This window comes from Methanosarcina sediminis (genome assembly GCF_052056915.1).
Taxonomy (GTDB): Archaea; Halobacteriota; Methanosarcinia; order Methanosarcinales; family Methanosarcinaceae; genus MTP4.
In genome coordinates this window covers 3454641-3470827 of record NZ_CP195119.1, presented here as the reverse complement: position 1 = coordinate 3470827, position 16187 = coordinate 3454641, and the positions used below count along the sequence as shown (strand labels likewise).

General features: G+C 44.9%; 14 protein-coding genes. 13 read left to right on the top strand and 1 reads right to left on the bottom strand.

Annotation, left to right across the window (positions count from 1 at the left end):
- Positions 1-455 precede the first annotated feature (455 nt).
- Positions 456-1127 (top strand): HAD family hydrolase, encoded by a 672-nt coding sequence (locus tag ACSAZK_RS15210; protein ID WP_440957041.1) that lies wholly within the window; start codon positions 456-458, stop codon positions 1125-1127.
- Between the two features lie 247 nt (positions 1128-1374).
- Positions 1375-2169 carry an HAD family hydrolase gene (locus tag ACSAZK_RS15205; RefSeq protein WP_440954902.1) on the top strand — a complete coding sequence of 265 codons (795 nt, stop codon included), beginning with the start codon at positions 1375-1377 and terminating at the stop codon, positions 2167-2169.
- Positions 2170-2284: 115 nt separating this feature from the next.
- On the opposite strand, the gene ACSAZK_RS15200 is transcribed toward ACSAZK_RS15205, so the two are convergent.
- Positions 2285-2527 carry a hypothetical protein gene (locus ACSAZK_RS15200; RefSeq protein ID WP_440954901.1) on the bottom strand — a complete coding sequence of 81 codons (243 nt, stop codon included), beginning with the start codon at positions 2525-2527 and terminating at the stop codon, positions 2285-2287.
- A gap of 93 nt (positions 2528-2620) precedes the next feature.
- Between ACSAZK_RS15200 and ACSAZK_RS15195 the strand changes: the two genes are divergently transcribed.
- From ACSAZK_RS15195 to ACSAZK_RS15145, 11 genes are all read left to right on the top strand, one after another.
- Positions 2621-3274 (top strand): HAD family hydrolase, encoded by a 654-nt coding sequence (locus ACSAZK_RS15195; RefSeq protein WP_440954900.1) that lies wholly within the window; start codon positions 2621-2623, stop codon positions 3272-3274.
- A gap of 366 nt (positions 3275-3640) precedes the next feature.
- Positions 3641-6250 (top strand): valine--tRNA ligase, encoded by a 2610-nt coding sequence (locus ACSAZK_RS15190; RefSeq protein WP_440954899.1) that lies wholly within the window; start codon positions 3641-3643, stop codon positions 6248-6250.
- Positions 6251-7128: 878 nt separating this feature from the next.
- On the top strand, positions 7129-7725 hold the full coding sequence (locus ACSAZK_RS15185; protein WP_440954898.1) for an archaellin/type IV pilin N-terminal domain-containing protein: 597 nt from the start codon (positions 7129-7131) through the stop codon (positions 7723-7725).
- A 48-nt stretch (positions 7726-7773) separates the two neighbouring features.
- Positions 7774-8610: a hypothetical protein gene (locus ACSAZK_RS15180; RefSeq protein WP_440954897.1), complete on the top strand. Its 837-nt coding sequence runs from the start codon at positions 7774-7776 to the stop codon at positions 8608-8610.
- An 11-nt stretch (positions 8611-8621) separates the two neighbouring features.
- Complete coding sequence (locus ACSAZK_RS15175) at positions 8622-9110, top strand: hypothetical protein (protein ID WP_440954896.1); 489 nt, start codon at positions 8622-8624, stop codon at positions 9108-9110.
- A gap of 87 nt (positions 9111-9197) precedes the next feature.
- Positions 9198-9626, top strand: a complete 429-nt coding sequence (locus ACSAZK_RS15170) for a hypothetical protein (RefSeq protein ID WP_440954895.1) — start codon at positions 9198-9200, stop codon at positions 9624-9626.
- A gap of 290 nt (positions 9627-9916) precedes the next feature.
- Entirely contained in the window at positions 9917-10651 is a 735-nt protein-coding gene (locus ACSAZK_RS15165; protein WP_048179858.1) for an ATPase domain-containing protein, read from the top strand.
- 183 nt (positions 10652-10834) lie between these two features.
- The gene (locus ACSAZK_RS15160) at positions 10835-12412 is read left to right on the top strand and encodes a type II/IV secretion system ATPase subunit (protein ID WP_440954894.1); all 1578 of its coding nucleotides are present in this window, start codon (positions 10835-10837) and stop codon (positions 12410-12412) included.
- Positions 12412-13881 (top strand): archaellar assembly protein FlaJ, encoded by a 1470-nt coding sequence (locus ACSAZK_RS15155; protein ID WP_440954893.1) that lies wholly within the window; start codon positions 12412-12414, stop codon positions 13879-13881. The genes ACSAZK_RS15160 and ACSAZK_RS15155 overlap by 1 nt, the downstream gene beginning before the upstream one ends.
- Before the next feature lie 134 nt (positions 13882-14015).
- Positions 14016-14435 carry a hypothetical protein gene (locus ACSAZK_RS15150; protein ID WP_440954892.1) on the top strand — a complete coding sequence of 140 codons (420 nt, stop codon included), beginning with the start codon at positions 14016-14018 and terminating at the stop codon, positions 14433-14435.
- Positions 14436-15114: 679 nt separating this feature from the next.
- Positions 15115-15483: a DsrE family protein gene (locus ACSAZK_RS15145; RefSeq protein ID WP_048179863.1), complete on the top strand. Its 369-nt coding sequence runs from the start codon at positions 15115-15117 to the stop codon at positions 15481-15483.
- Positions 15484-16187: the final 704 nt, after the last annotated feature.

Genomic DNA, 16187 nt, shown 5'->3' with positions numbered 1-16187 from the left:
ACCTGTTTTTACAAACCTGCACTTTGCATGTTTATTTTGATAAGACTTTTAGGGCTTCACAGAGCCTTTAAGGTTAGTAAAGGTCAATATTATATAATTAGAGGGAAGATATTTTGCTGAGGGAACCGGGGTGAAGAAGAGGGAGTTCACCACATTACAGGGTATATATCTTAAAACAGGGGAAGTCCGTTCAGGGGCCGGGAAGTTCCCTTTTCAGGTCACGGAACTCATGATATCAAGATTAACTTATTAAATAACCTTATCAAATGAAATTTTCAAAAAGCTCTGGCATATCTGAAGGATGTCGGGTAAAAAGGGGAATATGGGAGGGGGAAAATATTTCAGAAATCTACGAACCGGAAATAGCGGGAAGATTGAATCCATTCCTGAGCTATCCCATCGAAAAGCCCGGGGAAAGAGAAGAAGAAGGAGAACAGGAAGGAGAAGGAGAAGAAATATTTGAAAGCTGCCAGATCAAAGGGGTCATTTTTGACTGCTATCAGACCCTTATTGATATTGACACCGATGAGCACAGCCATGAAACCTATAAAACGGTTAGCAGGTGGCTGGCATATCAGGGAGTCGTTGTAAAACCGGAGAAACTCAAGGATTCCTATATGCTAAAGGTAAAGGAAAGGATGGACGAGTCTCCGGAAACATACCCCGAGGTGAGGGTTGAAGAGGTTTTTGCAGAGATCTGCGGGGAAAATGCAGTGTGGAGGATCAACGAAAAACGCCTGGGTGTTGACACCTCAAGGGTCTTCAGGGCTGCTTCAATCCGAAAACTCCTTCCGTTTCCCCAGAGTATAAAGCTGATCGAGCACTGCATCAATATCCCGAAATGCATCATCTCCAACGGGCAGCGGGTCTTTTCCGAACTTGAACTGAGGTACCTGGGACTTTATGACTACTTCGACTTCGTGATCTTTTCCTCGGACGTCGGGTACAAGAAACCGGACCTCAGGCTTTTCATGACCGCACTTAAGAGGATGGGCCTGGAGTTCCAGCCCAAGTGCGTAATGTCCGTTGGAGATTCCTATGAAAATGAGCTTCTCCCCGCCAGAAAGCTTGGGATGCGGGCCATGGACATCGAGGAAGCCTGGGAGAAGTTCGGGCTGAAGAAGTGAACTTGTAACACGGGAATTGATCCCGTAAATTCTTTTTTGAAAATCCTTTGAAAATTTTGAAAAGGCACATATAACTACATTTTTGACATCGATATTGACTTTTTAGAAATTTGCAGATTGATTAAAAAGAAACTTCACCTATAAACATATAAGGAAACGTGAATAATATAGTTCAAGAGGAAGATATTTTGTGGGAGACATTTTAAGGAAAGATATTCTGTGAGTGGGCACTTCAGGGAGAGGAAATATGTTGGAAAGCTACAAGATACAGGGGGAAGGAATCGAAAGCGTACTTAAAAGTTACCGAATGGAAAAGACCGGAGAACTAAGTGTCCCACCTGTGATAGAAAGGGTTTCGATAACAAGAACCGTATGTGAGGGGAGTCCCATAAAAGGGATCATCTTTGACTGCTACCAGACTCTTATCGATATCCACACTGACGAAGATGACCTGGAGACCTACGAAAGGGTGACAATGTGGCTTGCATACCAGGGTGTAAAGATCAGGCCTGAAAAACTGCGGCATACTTATGAATTGAAAGTAAAGGAAAGGATGGACAGGTCCGAAGAAGAATACCCGGAAGTAAAGGTGGAAGAGGTCTTCAGTGAGATCTGCAAAGATCACGCAGTCTGGAGAATTGATGAAAAAAAATTGGGAGTCGAAACCGCAAAGGTATTCAGAGCGGCGTCTATCCGAAAACTCCGGCCCTTTCCCCAGAGCATAAAGCTTATCGAGCACTGTATAAACATTCCTAAATGCATAATCTCCAACGGGCAGCGGGTCTTTTCCGAAATGGAACTGAGATACCTTGGCTTCTACGACTACTTCGATTTCGTTATCTTTTCCTCAGACCTCGGCTATAAAAAGCCGGACCTCAGGCTCTTCATGGAAGCGCTCAAGAAACTGGGACTGGAACTCGAACCAAAGTGTGTGCTGTCCATCGGGGACTCTTATGAAAATGAGATTCTGCCCGCTCACAAACTCGGGATGTGCGCCATGCAGATCGAGGATGCCTGGGAGTTTTACGGGGTAAAAGATTAACTTTGAAAAAATAAGAAATGTCTTCACAATTCAAGCCTGTTAAACAGCCCGGATAGCCCGGGTCTTCCTGTGTTGCTTCCCCCTCCTTTTTTATACATATCCTATAGCCATTTTTTCAATATCCATACCATTCTGTCACATTTCCCCCCACTCTTTCGATTTCCGGAAAAAATTCCGAAATCTTTTTTAATATATTTGGTATTTTGGCCTTGTATCCGGCCTCTGCCCTGAAGATTCGGGGATTTTGTGTTGAATTTTTATGGCCGAATCTTATCAGGTGTCCATTTGAAATAAGCCAAAGTATATAGATATATGTGTAATATGCATATATATTTGGGTAAACTATATATTCACCCATATTATTAGGGGTTATAAGAGAAAAAAATCATAGACAAAACGAAAAAAGAAGAAATATTGAAAAAAATGAAGAAAATTAAATTGGAGGGTATCAATGCTACAAAACGGAAGGATAAAAGGCTTAATTTTTGACTGTTATAAAACCCTCATCAACATTAAAACCGATGAGAGAAGCAGGGAAACGAACCAGCGCGTCAGCCACTGGCTGCTCTACCAGGGAGTAAGGATAGAGCCCGAGCGGCTCAGGGATGTATATAAGTGGAAGGTTGTAGACAGGTTGGGGAAGTCCGGACAGCAGCACCCCGATATCCGTATCGAAGAGATATTTGAAGAGATCTGTGCCGAAAACGCTTTCCGTGAAATTGATCCCTGCTGGCTGGGTATCGAAACTGCGAAAATATTCAGGACCGCATCCATCAAAAGGCTGGAAGCTTATCCCCAGAGCCGGGCGCTCCTTGAAAAATACAGGCATGTCCCCAAATGCATTGTTTCCAATGCCCAGAGGGTCTTTACTGAACAGGAATTACGTTTCTTAGGCTTATATGATTATTTTGACCATGTAATCCTCTCTTCAGACCACAAAATAAAGAAACCTGATACCCGGCTCTTTCAAATGGCTCTCAACCAGCTGGGCCTCGAACCCCACGAAGTTCTCTCCGTCGGAGACACACCTGAAAACGATATCTATCCACCCCAGAGCCTGGGGATGAATGCGATGCACATCCATGATGCCTGGCGCTATGCGTGAAGAATGAATAAAGAAAAAGCAAGGAAAAAATCAAAGTAAGAATAAAGAAAAAAATTAATCTAACATATTCTCACATTTCCCCATTACTACTGAATCATCCCTCCGGGAAAAAGCAAGGCAGTTAAAAGTTAGCAAGGCAATTAAGAGTTATGTACAAACTCCCCTCTTTTTTTCAGGCCCTCCACTTTTTATCTATTTCCTGCCTTTTAACCCGTTTTCTTTATTAAGAGTGGAAGGTTACAGCGATTCCGGGTTTTAGATTGGAGCTCTCGTATCTGCCCCAAACCAGATATATTTAAATAATCGCAAGCACTCTAAAACCCAAGAAATTCTTACACTATTCCCCAATCATCGGAGTGTTTTTACATGACGGAATCAGAAATTCCAAAAGAATATAACCCTCATGAAGTTGAACCGAAATGGATGGAGCAGTGGAATCTCTCCATGTACCACTTCAACTGGGGAGAAGACTCCCGCCCCCAGTATATTATTGATACCCCCCCACCATATCCCACAGGCAACTTCCACATCGGAAACGCCCTTAACTGGTGCTATATCGACTTTGTCGCCCGCTACAAGAGGATGCGCGGGTATAACGTTATGTTTCCCCAGGGCTGGGACTGCCACGGGCTGCCTACCGAAGTAAAGGTTGAAGAAATCCACGGAATTACGAAAAACCAGGTCCCAAGAGCGGAATTCCGTAAGATGTGCCGGGAACTTACTGCCGGAAACATTGATAAGATGCGCCAGACAATGCTGCGCCTGGGCTTCTCCGTGGACTGGAGCAACGAATTCGTCACCATGGAACCCGAGTACTTCGTAAAGACCCAGAAATCCTTTGTCAAAATGTACAACGACGGGCATATCTACCATGAAGAACACCCGGTCAACTGGTGCCCGCGCTGTGAAACCGCCATCGCTTTTGCGGAAGTCGAGTACGAAGCAGGGCAGACAAAGCTGAACTTCGTCCACTTCGATAAAGTCGACATCGCCACCACCAGGCCCGAACTCATGGCTGCCTGTGTGGCTGTGGCCGTTCACCCGGAAGACGAGCGTTATAAAGAGTTCGTGGGAAAAACGATCAAAGTTCCCCTCTTCGGGCAGGAAGTTCCCCTAATCACAGACGACGCAGTCGAATCCGGGTTCGGGACAGGCGCAGTTATGATCTGTACCTTCGGGGACAAGCAGGACGTACGCTGGTGGACCAAGCATCACCTCCCCCTTATCAAAGCCATCGACAAAGAAGGAAAGATGACAAAAGCAGCAGGCAAGTACGAAGGCCTGGGTCTTAAGGAGTGCAGGCAGGTTGTCATCGAGGACCTTAAGTCCGAAGGCTTCATCTACGACCAGAAACCCCTGGACCAGAACGTGGGACTCTGCTGGCGCTGCAGCACACCCATTGAAATCCTTTCCGAGCCCCAGTGGTTTGTCAAGATCAACCAGAAAGGCATCCTGGAAAAAGCCGACGAGATAGAGTGGGTCCCTGAGTACATGAAGGTCAGGCTTGAGAACTGGACAGGGACCATGGAATGGGACTGGTGCATTTCCAGGCAGAGGATCTTTGCAACCCCTATTCCCATCTGGTACTGCAAACATTGCGGGGAAGTAATGATCGCAGAGGAAAGCTGGCTCCCGATTGACCCCAATGAAAACGTACCAAAGAGAGCCTGTTCCTGCGGCTCCACGGAGTTTGAGCCTGAAACCGATGTGCTGGACACCTGGATGGACTCGTCTATCACCGCACTGCACGTCTCGGGCTGGGAAAGCGACCGGGAACTGCGGCTTCCGACCCAGATCCGTCCCCAGGGGCATGACATCATCCGGACCTGGGCTTTTTACACGATCCTCAGGAGCCTGGCCCTGGAAGACAAAAGGCCCTGGGACTCCATCGTGGTCAACGGGATGGTGCTCGGTCCCGATGGGCACAAGATGAGCAAGTCCCTTGGAAACGTTATCTCTCCCGAAGAAGTTCTCAAGGACTACAGTGCGGATGCCTTCAGGCAGTGGGGTGCCGTTGGCGGCTCCACCGGTTCGGACGTTATGTTCAGGTGGAAGGATGTGGTCTCAGCTTCCAGGTTCCTCCAGAAGATGTGGAGCATCTACCGCTTCTCCATGTCCCACCTGAAAGAATTCGGGTCTGAAGACGCTGAGAACTTCCAGACAGAAAACCTGCTAGCAATCGACAGGTGGCTGCTCAGCAAACTGAACAGGCTCGTCCGGACCGCAACAGAGGAAATGGACGGCTACCAGTTCGATTCCACCTTCAAGGCCATAAGGGGTTTTGCCTGGGAAATCCTTGCTGACAACTACCTGGAACTTGTGAAAGGCAGGCTCTACGGCGACGAACCCGAAGGCAAGAAAGCCGCACAGTACGTGCTCTACAGGACAACGGACACCCTTTCCCGCCTGCTCGCACCCTTTGTCCCCTTCTTCGCAGAAGAGCTCTACTCCAGGCTCGGTAGGGAAAGTGTCCACACACAGCCCTGGCCTGAAGTGGACGAAAGCCTGATCAGCGAGGAATTCGAAGCTGCAGGAGAACTTATCAAGGACATTACGAGTGAAGTCCGCAGGTACAAGTCCGACCATAAGATTGCCCTGAACGCCCCCCTGAAGAAGATCGAGATCTACAACGCAGACATCGACACCGGAGACATTACAGGCGCCACGAACACGGAAGTAGAACTGATCGAAGGCGCTCCTTCTTTCGAACACGTGCCCGTTGAAGTCAAACCGGACATGGGCATCCTGGGCCCCAGGTTCAGGAAAGAAGCAGGAGCAATCGTAAAAGCCCTCAAAGCAGCAGACCCTGCAGCTATTGAGGAACAGGCAGCCTCCGGAAAAATCGTAGTGGACGTAAACGGAGAAACAATCGAACTCGAACCCGAAGCCGTTGAAATCAGAAAAGAAGTCATTTCCGGCGGCAGGGAAGTCGACGTCCTTGACGTCAACGGGGTTGTCGTTGTAATCGTCAGGTAAGCTCCGGCTTACCTTCCCTTTAATTTTTAAAAAATGAATTTTTTGTGATATAATTTTGCAGCTTTTACCGGAACTCTCCGGGATCATCACCGTTTGCTTTTCTTCATTTGCTTTTCTTCATTTGCTCTTTTTCAGATCGTTTTTGTTCAGGCTGTTTTTCATTTGCTTTTTATCAGAGAGGTTTTGTTCAGGCTGTTTTTGATTAAGTTCAATTATTTCAATTGCCTCTTTTCTTTAATATCAATTTTTATAACACCCATTATTTCATTGAACTAATTATAAGTTAAGTAAATTAATAGTAGTTTATCAGTATCATAATAGTTTATTTAGATAACTCATATTATATATACCTAAAAAAATTATGAATCTGCCCTGCTTATCAAGAACCCGATAAAGAAATATTCATACAATATCAAAAGGGTGAAGCCCAATATCGCACCCATTGAAAAAAGAGATTAACGTAGAACGATCGTGAATAATATACTAAAAAAGATTAGACATTTGGGGAAGAATGCATATTATATAAAGTTTGCGATAATAAAGATAGATATATAAAATGACTCATAAAAATATAAAGTTTATAGCATTGATAAATAAGATTACAAAGAGTTGCGGGACACTGTTTTTAGAGTAAAAAGTAAAAGATATAATAAAAAATTTCTTTTTATTCTTGAAATTATTTTTAAGAAAAGTTAAAAATGATTATTATAATAGTGTTATTTTAGTAAACATTTATATATTGAAAAAAATATAGAGGTTGGTGCACAAACCTAATAATTTTTTAATATATACATGCGGGAAAAATATATAAAAAAGATAATAACCCGCACATACATGGAAAAAATAAAAAACTATATAGAGAAAAAAGGTGTATGCTAATGAAGTTTAACAAGTTATTCGGCAGATTTGGAAAGGATGAAAAAGCCTTCACAGGGCTTGAATCCGCAATCGTTCTGACCGCTTTCATCGTCGTGGCAGCGGTCTTCTCCTACGTAGTGCTCGGTGCAGGTTTCTCAACCTCCGACACAGCAAAAGCAACCGTTGACGAAGGTATCAAGCAGGCAACCTCCTCCATCGAACTCGCTGGAGACGTAATCGGTGTAGAAGGAAGCACCGACAACACCCTCGACTACCTTCTCGTAACCATCCAGCTCACCGCCGGGCAGGCCCCCGTTGACATTGGAGCGGACAGCTCAGATGATATGCTTGTTGTCTCTTACTGGGATGCCGGGCTCTATGAATCCAATGTAAGCTGGAACAAGACTTTCATTGGAGACAATGATGGAGACAAGGTTCTCGAACAGCACGAAAAGGTTGAACTCAACATTACTGTCCCGGACAGTGCCAAGTTACAGACAGCAGATGATGCTGTGAACAGAGAGTTCAAGCTTGAGGTAAAGCCCAAGATCGGGGCAACCCTCCCGGTAACAAGGACAACACCTTTCGACCTTGACGCCTTCACAGTAATTATGTAAATGTAAAAGGGGTTTTAACCCCTTACATTTCTTTTTTGAGGTACTGCCATGGAAATTGAGGACAGAGTCGCGACCCTGGAAACCGAATTCAAAATCATCAAAGGGGAAATCAAAGCCTTACTCCTGGATGTCCGGGAGACGGTCAATGACATGGAAAACCCCTTCCGAAGCCCGGGACAGGCAATAGGAAATATGGCCGGGATGAGAGAAAAATTACCGGAAGCAAACGGGTTTCCTGCAATTGAAAATCCCCAAATAAAAGAGATTCCGGCTGCAGAAGATATTGAAGATATGATTAACGAGGAAAACGAAGAAGTCTCCGAAGCAAAAGCGTTACCTATCGAGGAAAAATTTAGTGCAGTTGAAGTGAAGAAGTTCAGACTTGAAAATCCTGAAGATGAAAAAACTGAAAGCCAGCTTGAAATTCAGGAAATACCTCAGGAGCCAGCACCGAAAGTTCCGAAAATCGCAGAGGGGCCTGAGATTCAGGAAGAACAGGCAGAACCCGAAGAAACACCCCAGGAGGTTCCGAAGATTACAATAGAAAACGGAATCAACACCTATACCCTTGTAGGGCTGATGAGGTGGACCGATTACACACTCAGTACGGTAGGCAGGAAGAAGCTTGAGGAGGTCCTGGAACTCTATGCCCTTACCGGACAACTTTCAGAGAATGCAAAAAATGTCATAATGAACATTGCAAAACTCTCCACAGCCGATGTGCTTGAAGATAGCCAGGCAACAATGAAAGACAACATTACCGTAATATCCCAGTTAAACGAAATCCTGAACCCAGGGGAATCCGGTCAGAATACGCAAAGCTTCTACGATAAAAGTTCCCGGAACGGAGAAGGAAGCAAGCAAAATGGACTGTCATTAAACTGATATGATACGCCATGAGTGGAGAAACGATAAGTACTGCGATTATCACGATCGCATCTGTCATCTGTGCTGCTGGATTCGTAGCTGCAGTAACCCCGTCAATTCTCAGTGCGGGAGATCCGGTAGTAAGCTCCACAAATATCCTCAAGGATCAAATTGACACGAACATAAAGATCATTCATGCAGCCAGCAACCCGGAAGGCACGGAAGTATACATCTGGATAAAGAATGTAGGGGATAATCATATCTCTCCAAACCTCGTCGACAATTCGGACCTCTTTTTCGGGGAAAGCGGGAATTTTATGAGGATCCCTTATGACGAAACTGGAACTGGAGTTCCGAGCTGGAGATATTCAATAGAAAACGGCGGTACAGGGGAGTGGCAGAAGAGTGACACGATCAAGATTACTGTAAGGACTTCAGTTAGTACGGGCAACGAATATTTTATCAAATTCATTACTTACAACGGCGTCTCGGATGAAGACTATTTTGCGGTGTCCTGAGTGGGTTTCGGAACGATAATTTCGTCGGCAATAGCCATAGCACTTATTCTGTCCGCATCCTATGTCTGTGTGCAGGGAGGGATTTACATGGTCGACACACTTTCAGGGTCGATCAAAGAGATGCAGGACAGTAACAACGAAATTCTCAGGACAGACATTGAAATAGAAAATATCAGCACAAACGGGGTTTTCATCAACGCAGTGGTCAGGAATACCGGCAAGGTAAAAATCAGGGAATTCGAGAACATGGATGTAATCGTCCACTATAACGCATCCGGAACCATGAAAACCACCTGGGTCCCCTACCTGGAAGGCACGGACCCGGTCGAGAACAGCTGGGTGGTGACAGATATTACGCGGGACGCGATAAATCCCGGGATCTTTGACCCTGACGAAGAGATGGAAATCAGGATCAGGATGAACACCGGGGAAGGTGTTGAAACAGGCAGCCTGAACAACTGGATACAGATAACAACTCCAAACGGAGTTTATTCATCAAAGTACTTTAGAGGTTGAGAGCTGGTCCGGGCAAAGGCTTGAGTGCGGGTAAAAACAGAAGAATACAAGAATTCGGATCAGGCAAAAGTTCGGACAAAAGCCTCGAATAAAAATTTCCGGGACTATGGCAGGAAGAAAGAATCAGCAGAAAGAGAAGAGAGTAAAAATCTTCATATAATCCGGAAATTTTTCCTCCATGATAAATTAATAAATTAAAAATATATATAAAAACCCCTGTTCGGGGACGATCCCGGGCAGCAAGGAAAAACAAGAGAAAAAAGGAAATCCGGAAAAATCCGGTGATAGACATGGATGCGGGTAAAACGTACGGAAAAGACGACACCCTGGCGGACATCATATCTTCCGGGAATTCTGAAATTGACAGCAAAATGGGAGGGGGAATCCCCGTATCGTCCCTGGGCCTGATAGAAGGGGCAAATGACAGCGGAAAGTCCGTCCTTATGCAGCAGCTGATGAAGGGTGGACTTGACGGCCAGAAAAAGGTGCTCATGTTTACCACCGAAAACACAAATAGGAGCCTGCTAAAGCAGATGGAGAGCCTGGCCCTGGATATTACGGATTATTACATTGTCGGAAGGGCAAAAATCTACCCTATTCAGGAGAACCTTGCAAAGGGAAACAGGGAAACCGCTGAAAACCTCCTGCAGGTTATGCTGAAAACAATTGAAAGCTCCAGAGAAGACCTCATAATTATCGATTCATTAACCGTTTTCGTGGTCGACCTCCCAGAAAATGAAATACTTGATTTTTTTACGAGATGTAAGAAACTCTGTGACCGGGGAAAAACCATCCTTATCACAGCTCACGGATATGCCTTTTCGGAGATGCTTCTCGTAAGGCTCCGTTCAATCTGCGATGTTCACCTCCATCTTAAAATAGAACAGATGGGAGAACAGCTTGTAAAAAGCATGGAAATCTCAAAGGTCCGGGGAGCCCAGAAAGCAACCGGAAACATCTTCAGTTTTGATATCAGACCCAATTTCGGATTCAAGATAATTCCAATTTCAAAAGCAAGGGCATAAGGTGGAAAAATGGAGGAAGCTCTCTTCGAGTCCGCGAATACACTCATAGAAGATGCGGCACAATGCGGTTTCTTCAGACTCCCGGACAACCTTTAGGAATTTGTTCAGGAGGAAGAAAACCAGCATGTTCTGGGCTATATCCAGACCCTTCCTCTTGACAAAATCGGAGTCCCTACCTTTTATATGAAAATTACAAGGGCACTGAAAGGGCTCGAACACCCTAACCTCATATATGCCGTGGATAACGGAGTCCCTATCCATATTTACCCTGACAGGGAGGATATAAGGGACTACTACGTGCCCATTGAGCCAACGCTTGGCCAGGATATAGAACGCCTCCTGATGGACCTGGAAGAGATATTCGTAGACCTTGTGGACGGTACCGAACTTGAAGCCGAAACCCCCGAAGAAAGGGAAACCCATCTGCTCGAACTTATTGAAAGGACCTGTGTGATAAGAGAGGATGGGGCCAAACAGAAAGGAACATGGTTTGATTTTTTAAACAAGGTCCTCAAATACCTGAACCAGCTCTTCAAGCTCAAAAACATCGAAAAAATATACGTAACCCCCAGGGAATACCAGGCAATAAAGTACATCATCCTCCGGGACAAGGTCGGGCTGGGGGTACTCGAACCACTCCTCAAGGACCCCTATATAGAAGATATCAGCTGCAGCGGGCTCGGGCACATCTTTGTCGAACATAAGATATTTTCCGGCCTGAAAACAATGATCACGTTCAAGGATATGGGAGACCTCAATTCCTTCGTCGTCAAAGTTTCGGAAAAAATAGGAAAGCCCATTACCTACCGGGACCCGATTGTCGATGCCACCCTTCCGGACGGGTCAAGGATCAATATAGTTTTCGGGGAAGACGTCTCGAAAAGGGGTAGCAACTTTACGATCCGTAAGTTTGCAGGCACACCGCTATCCATCCTCGACCTGATAGAATTCGGGTCCCTTGACTATACCATAGCCGCATATCTCTGGATCCTGCTCAAACAGGGAATGAGCTGTTTCATTGCAGGAGAAACGGCATCAGGAAAAACTACTCTCCTCAACGCCCTTACCACCTTCCTCCCCCCCGAAGGGAAAGTCGTGTCCATTGAAGACACCCCCGAACTGCAGGTCCCTCTCAAGAACTGGACAAGGGAGGTAACAAGGGCTTCCAGGGAAGAAAGCAACTCCGAAGTCTCGATGTTTGACCTCCTAAGGGCAGCCCTGCGTCAGCGCCCGAACGAAATCATGATCGGAGAAATCAGAGGCGTCGAAGGGAACATAGCTTTCCAGGCCATGCAGACAGGGCACCCGGTCATGTCAACTTTCCACGCCTCGTCCGTTGAAAAGCTTATCCAGAGGATCACGGGAGATCCCATAAATGTCCCCAAGACCTACATGGACAACCTGAACCTGGTGATCTGCCAGAACGCCATCCACCTCCCCGGAAAAGGGATGATAAGGCGGGTGACCAGCGTAAACGAAATAGTCGGGTACGACCCTGTAAGCGACACCTTCTCCTTTATTGAAGTGTTCCGCTGGGACTCTTCCACTGACAGTTTCGAATTTGTAGCAGATATGAACTCGTACCTCCTCGAAAACAGAATAGCCCCTAAACTCGGGATCCCCGAGAACCAGACCAAAAAAATATACAGGGACATCCAGCACCGGGAACGGATCCTGAGGAAGCTGCACGAGGCGAAAGTTACCGGATTTTATGACCTTTTTGCAATGATGATCAAGATAGAGGAGGAGGGCCTGATCTAATGAAAGAAGATCAAAAGACCAGTGATGATATTTTCTTCCTCCTCACCTATATGACAGCGATTTCCACAGCAGACATCCAGAGGGACAAAATCTTCAAATATGCCTCCGAAAGGGAAGAATATTCAATCGCCATCTATTTCAAAAAAATGCATATCCTTGCCGTGAAAATGGGGTATGAATACTCAAAAGCCTGCAAGCTGATCTCAAAAAAAATATCCAATAGTAACCTGAGCGATTTATTTGGCCGGATGGCAACTGCTCTTGCTTCAGGGGAATCCGAGAAAGATTTTCTGATGAATGAAAGGGAAACGATGGAAGAGATATACTCCAACCAGTATGAAAACGACGTTGAATCCCTGAAAAAATGGACCGACGGGTACACCGCCCTCCTTGTTTCGGTTTCCCTTATCGTGACGATGCTACTAATCTCGACAATGATCTATGATATGGGAGACGTAGAGATTATGGCAGCCCTGGTCCTCTTCATTATGGTTTTCATCTGCGGCATGGGTATACTTATCCTGTATGATTCGGCCCCCTCCGAGATCAAACTCCACTCCCTTGAGCAAAAATCCAGGGAACAGCACATAGCAGCAGCTTTAAGCCTTATATTGCTCCCTCTGGGAGCCCTTGCAGTGGGAGTCCTTGTTTATAAAAATGTCCGGGTTCCCTATATTTTCCTGACTGCAGCAGCATTCATGGCTCCCATAGGGATCGTGGGCATGATCGATGACCTGAAGATAGAACAGAGGGACAAAAGCTTTCCCGCATTTGCAAAGAGCCTTGGTTCCCTTTCAGGGACCATGGGTGTCACTACCTCAACAGCAATGAAAAAACTCGACCGGGAAAGCGTCGGACATCTGGAACCTCTCGTAGACAAGCTCTATACCAGGCTTACCCTTGACCTGGACCCGGACCTGTGCTGGGAAAAGTTCATAGGGGAAACCGGCTCCGAACTGATCAACAGGTGCACAAAAATTTACAATCATGCGGTCAACCTGGGAGGAGACCCTTCGGAAATAGGGAAAATTGTCTCTTCTTCGAGCCTTGCAATCGTCCTGCTCCGGATGAAACGAAAAATGGTCAGCAAGGGATTCATAGGCCTGAACGTGGTAATGCATGCCGTGATGACCGGTCTGCTCATATTCATTATTGAAATGATGAAAAAATTCAGTGAAGTCCTGACGCAGATGTACGATTCGCACTTTTCAGAGTTCCAGGGAGCAAGCAGTACGGCGGGACTTGGCATGAGCATGTTCAGTGTAGGGAGTAATATAGATTTTTTGTATAAATTCACCATAGGGGCAATTATAATCCTTACAATCGCGGATTCCCTGGTCGTAAAAGTAGTGGATGGAGGAGGAAACTATAAAATATATTTTTACGGAGCGGTCATGTGCCTTATTTCAGCCCTGATGATACTGGTCGTACCACTCTTTGTGGGAAAGATATTCTCCTTTGATTTTTAAGAAATTTTGAAGAAAGAACCAGTGAAACGGTGTCTGCACTGGAAACCCCGGAGGCAGAATTTCGGATCAGGAAAAGAGAGCTAAGGAAAAGAGAGCTAAGGATTTGCCAGCCACTGGAATAATGAGGTAAAAGTATGATAAAATTAATCGAAAAGCTAATAGAATCAATTAAAAGCTTTATCCGGAAGTTTACAAAGAAAAAAACCGCAAATCCAATAAAAAGCAGCGGGCCGGGCTTTGTGAACAGGGGAGATGAAACCGAACCCAAAAACCCCCAAGGAAGCGCACCCCTCAAAGCCCCTGAAAACGCAGAACCTGTGACCGAGGAAGCCTATACATTCGGAAATGACATACTTGAGGAACTCAAGAATGACAGGACCTTACAGCTGGAAGAAGAGTACGGCATACTCAAAGTCCTTGAGGACGACGTAAGTGTCAGCGATCTGGCAACCGAGCTGAATGAAACCCTTGCCCTGCTTAACAATAAAAAGGCTCAGCAGCAAAGGATTATAGTCCAGTACAGGTACAGCATCTACCTGACCAATTCCCGGTAATAGTCAATCTCGAACCGGAATTTGAGGAGATTGCTTAAAAATTAAAATGAGTTAGATATTAGGAAACATACCCATCGGGGCAAGGGGTAATTGGCTCAACAACTCAAAGTTGAAGTATTCAGGAACTTCAACAGCTCCAAAATAGGGCCCCAGTGGCTTTAAAAGCTCAAAGGTACGGGGTTCAGAGACTAAACAACTCGAAAGTACAGGTATCCGGTAATTTCAAGAAATAAAGGAGCCGGCATCAGGGTTTGCAACAGCCGGAGTTTAATAGGAGGTTTGGGGATCCGACGGTTCAAAAGGTTTAAAGCAGAAAAGGTATTCATTACCTAAGGGTTTGAAGTGGTCTGGAGTTAATTAGCTGGTAAATTCAAAGTTGTTTCAATTTAACTGAAGGGGACCAGAGCAGCTGGTAAATTCAAAGTTGTTTCAATTTAACTGAAGGGGACCAGAGCAGCTGGTAAATTCAAAGTTGTTTCAATTTAACTGAAGGAGACCAGAGCATCCGGAAATATTTTGAGGCTGCGGATCATGTAAACAGTCCTTATTTATTAGTAATGCGCCAGAATTATTTAATAAAAGTCGGAAGAAATTTATATTTATATAATTCCAATGTGAAACTTTATATACATCAAAGTAATCTGTTTCAGAAAAGTATTATTCAGGCCATGGGGTTTTTATGACAAAGGTCAAAAAGGTATTACTGCTGCTCAAAAATATGGTGTATGAAAGCACCAGCCCGCAGGAAACCCTCAAATTTGCTAAGTACTATCGGAGTAAGGGGCTTGATGTACTGGTAATTCTCTGGGGGCCCATGGGAGTGTTACTTGGAAAGAAAGACAAGACCAGGGGGTCGCCCAAATATGACGCCATGATGCAGGAGTGCATCGAGATGGGAGTGGAGTTCCGTTGCTGCCAGCTCGCGTCGGATATGATAGGGCTTAAAAAAGAAGAATTAATTCCAGGAATCGAGTTTATCTGTTCCAGAGATGTTGCTGAAGTGTTTCTCCAGTATCAGGAAGAAAACCAGCTGATCATCAGTTTCTGATCTTACTGATCGATTTTTGACCCCGTTACCTGTCCCTCAACTTCAACTTTTTTACAATAATCCCCGGTTCACGGAAACTCACGGAAATTCTTTTCTAAATTTTTGTAAATTACATATGACCTGACACTATCAAAGTTCAACTTCTTCCCAGATCCTGGCCCTAAACTATCGGGCTTCGTCCCCCTGACGGTTACTGAGACGAGGTTATCAAGGTTTCCCCCTCTTCCTGACCTTTATCTGAAGCTATCAGGCTTCATGTTTCAACGGTTTCTGAACGGATACAATCCGGCTTTACGTCGGCTGCCAGACCATGCAAACTTGCAAAGTTTTTTATGTGACTCTTGCAATTCACTTGTCCTGAGCAAAATAAAACCTTAAAAAAACGCTTTAAGGAATGAATTAAATCGCTTTAAGGTATGAATTAAACCGCTTTAAGGAATGAATTAAATCGCTTTAAGGTATGAATTAAACCGCTTTAAGGAATGAATTAAACCGCTTTAAGGAATGAATTAAATCGCTTTAAGGAATGAATTAAACCGCTTTAAGGAATGAATTAAATCGTTTTAAGGAATGAATTATATGTTAATAGGAGTATATATAGTATAAAAATGCTGAATTTAAATTAATATGACGAATTATAGCATTGGAAGCTAATTAAGCCTGATTGGTTTAGCATTAAAAGGTAATTGAGCCTATTGAAACAA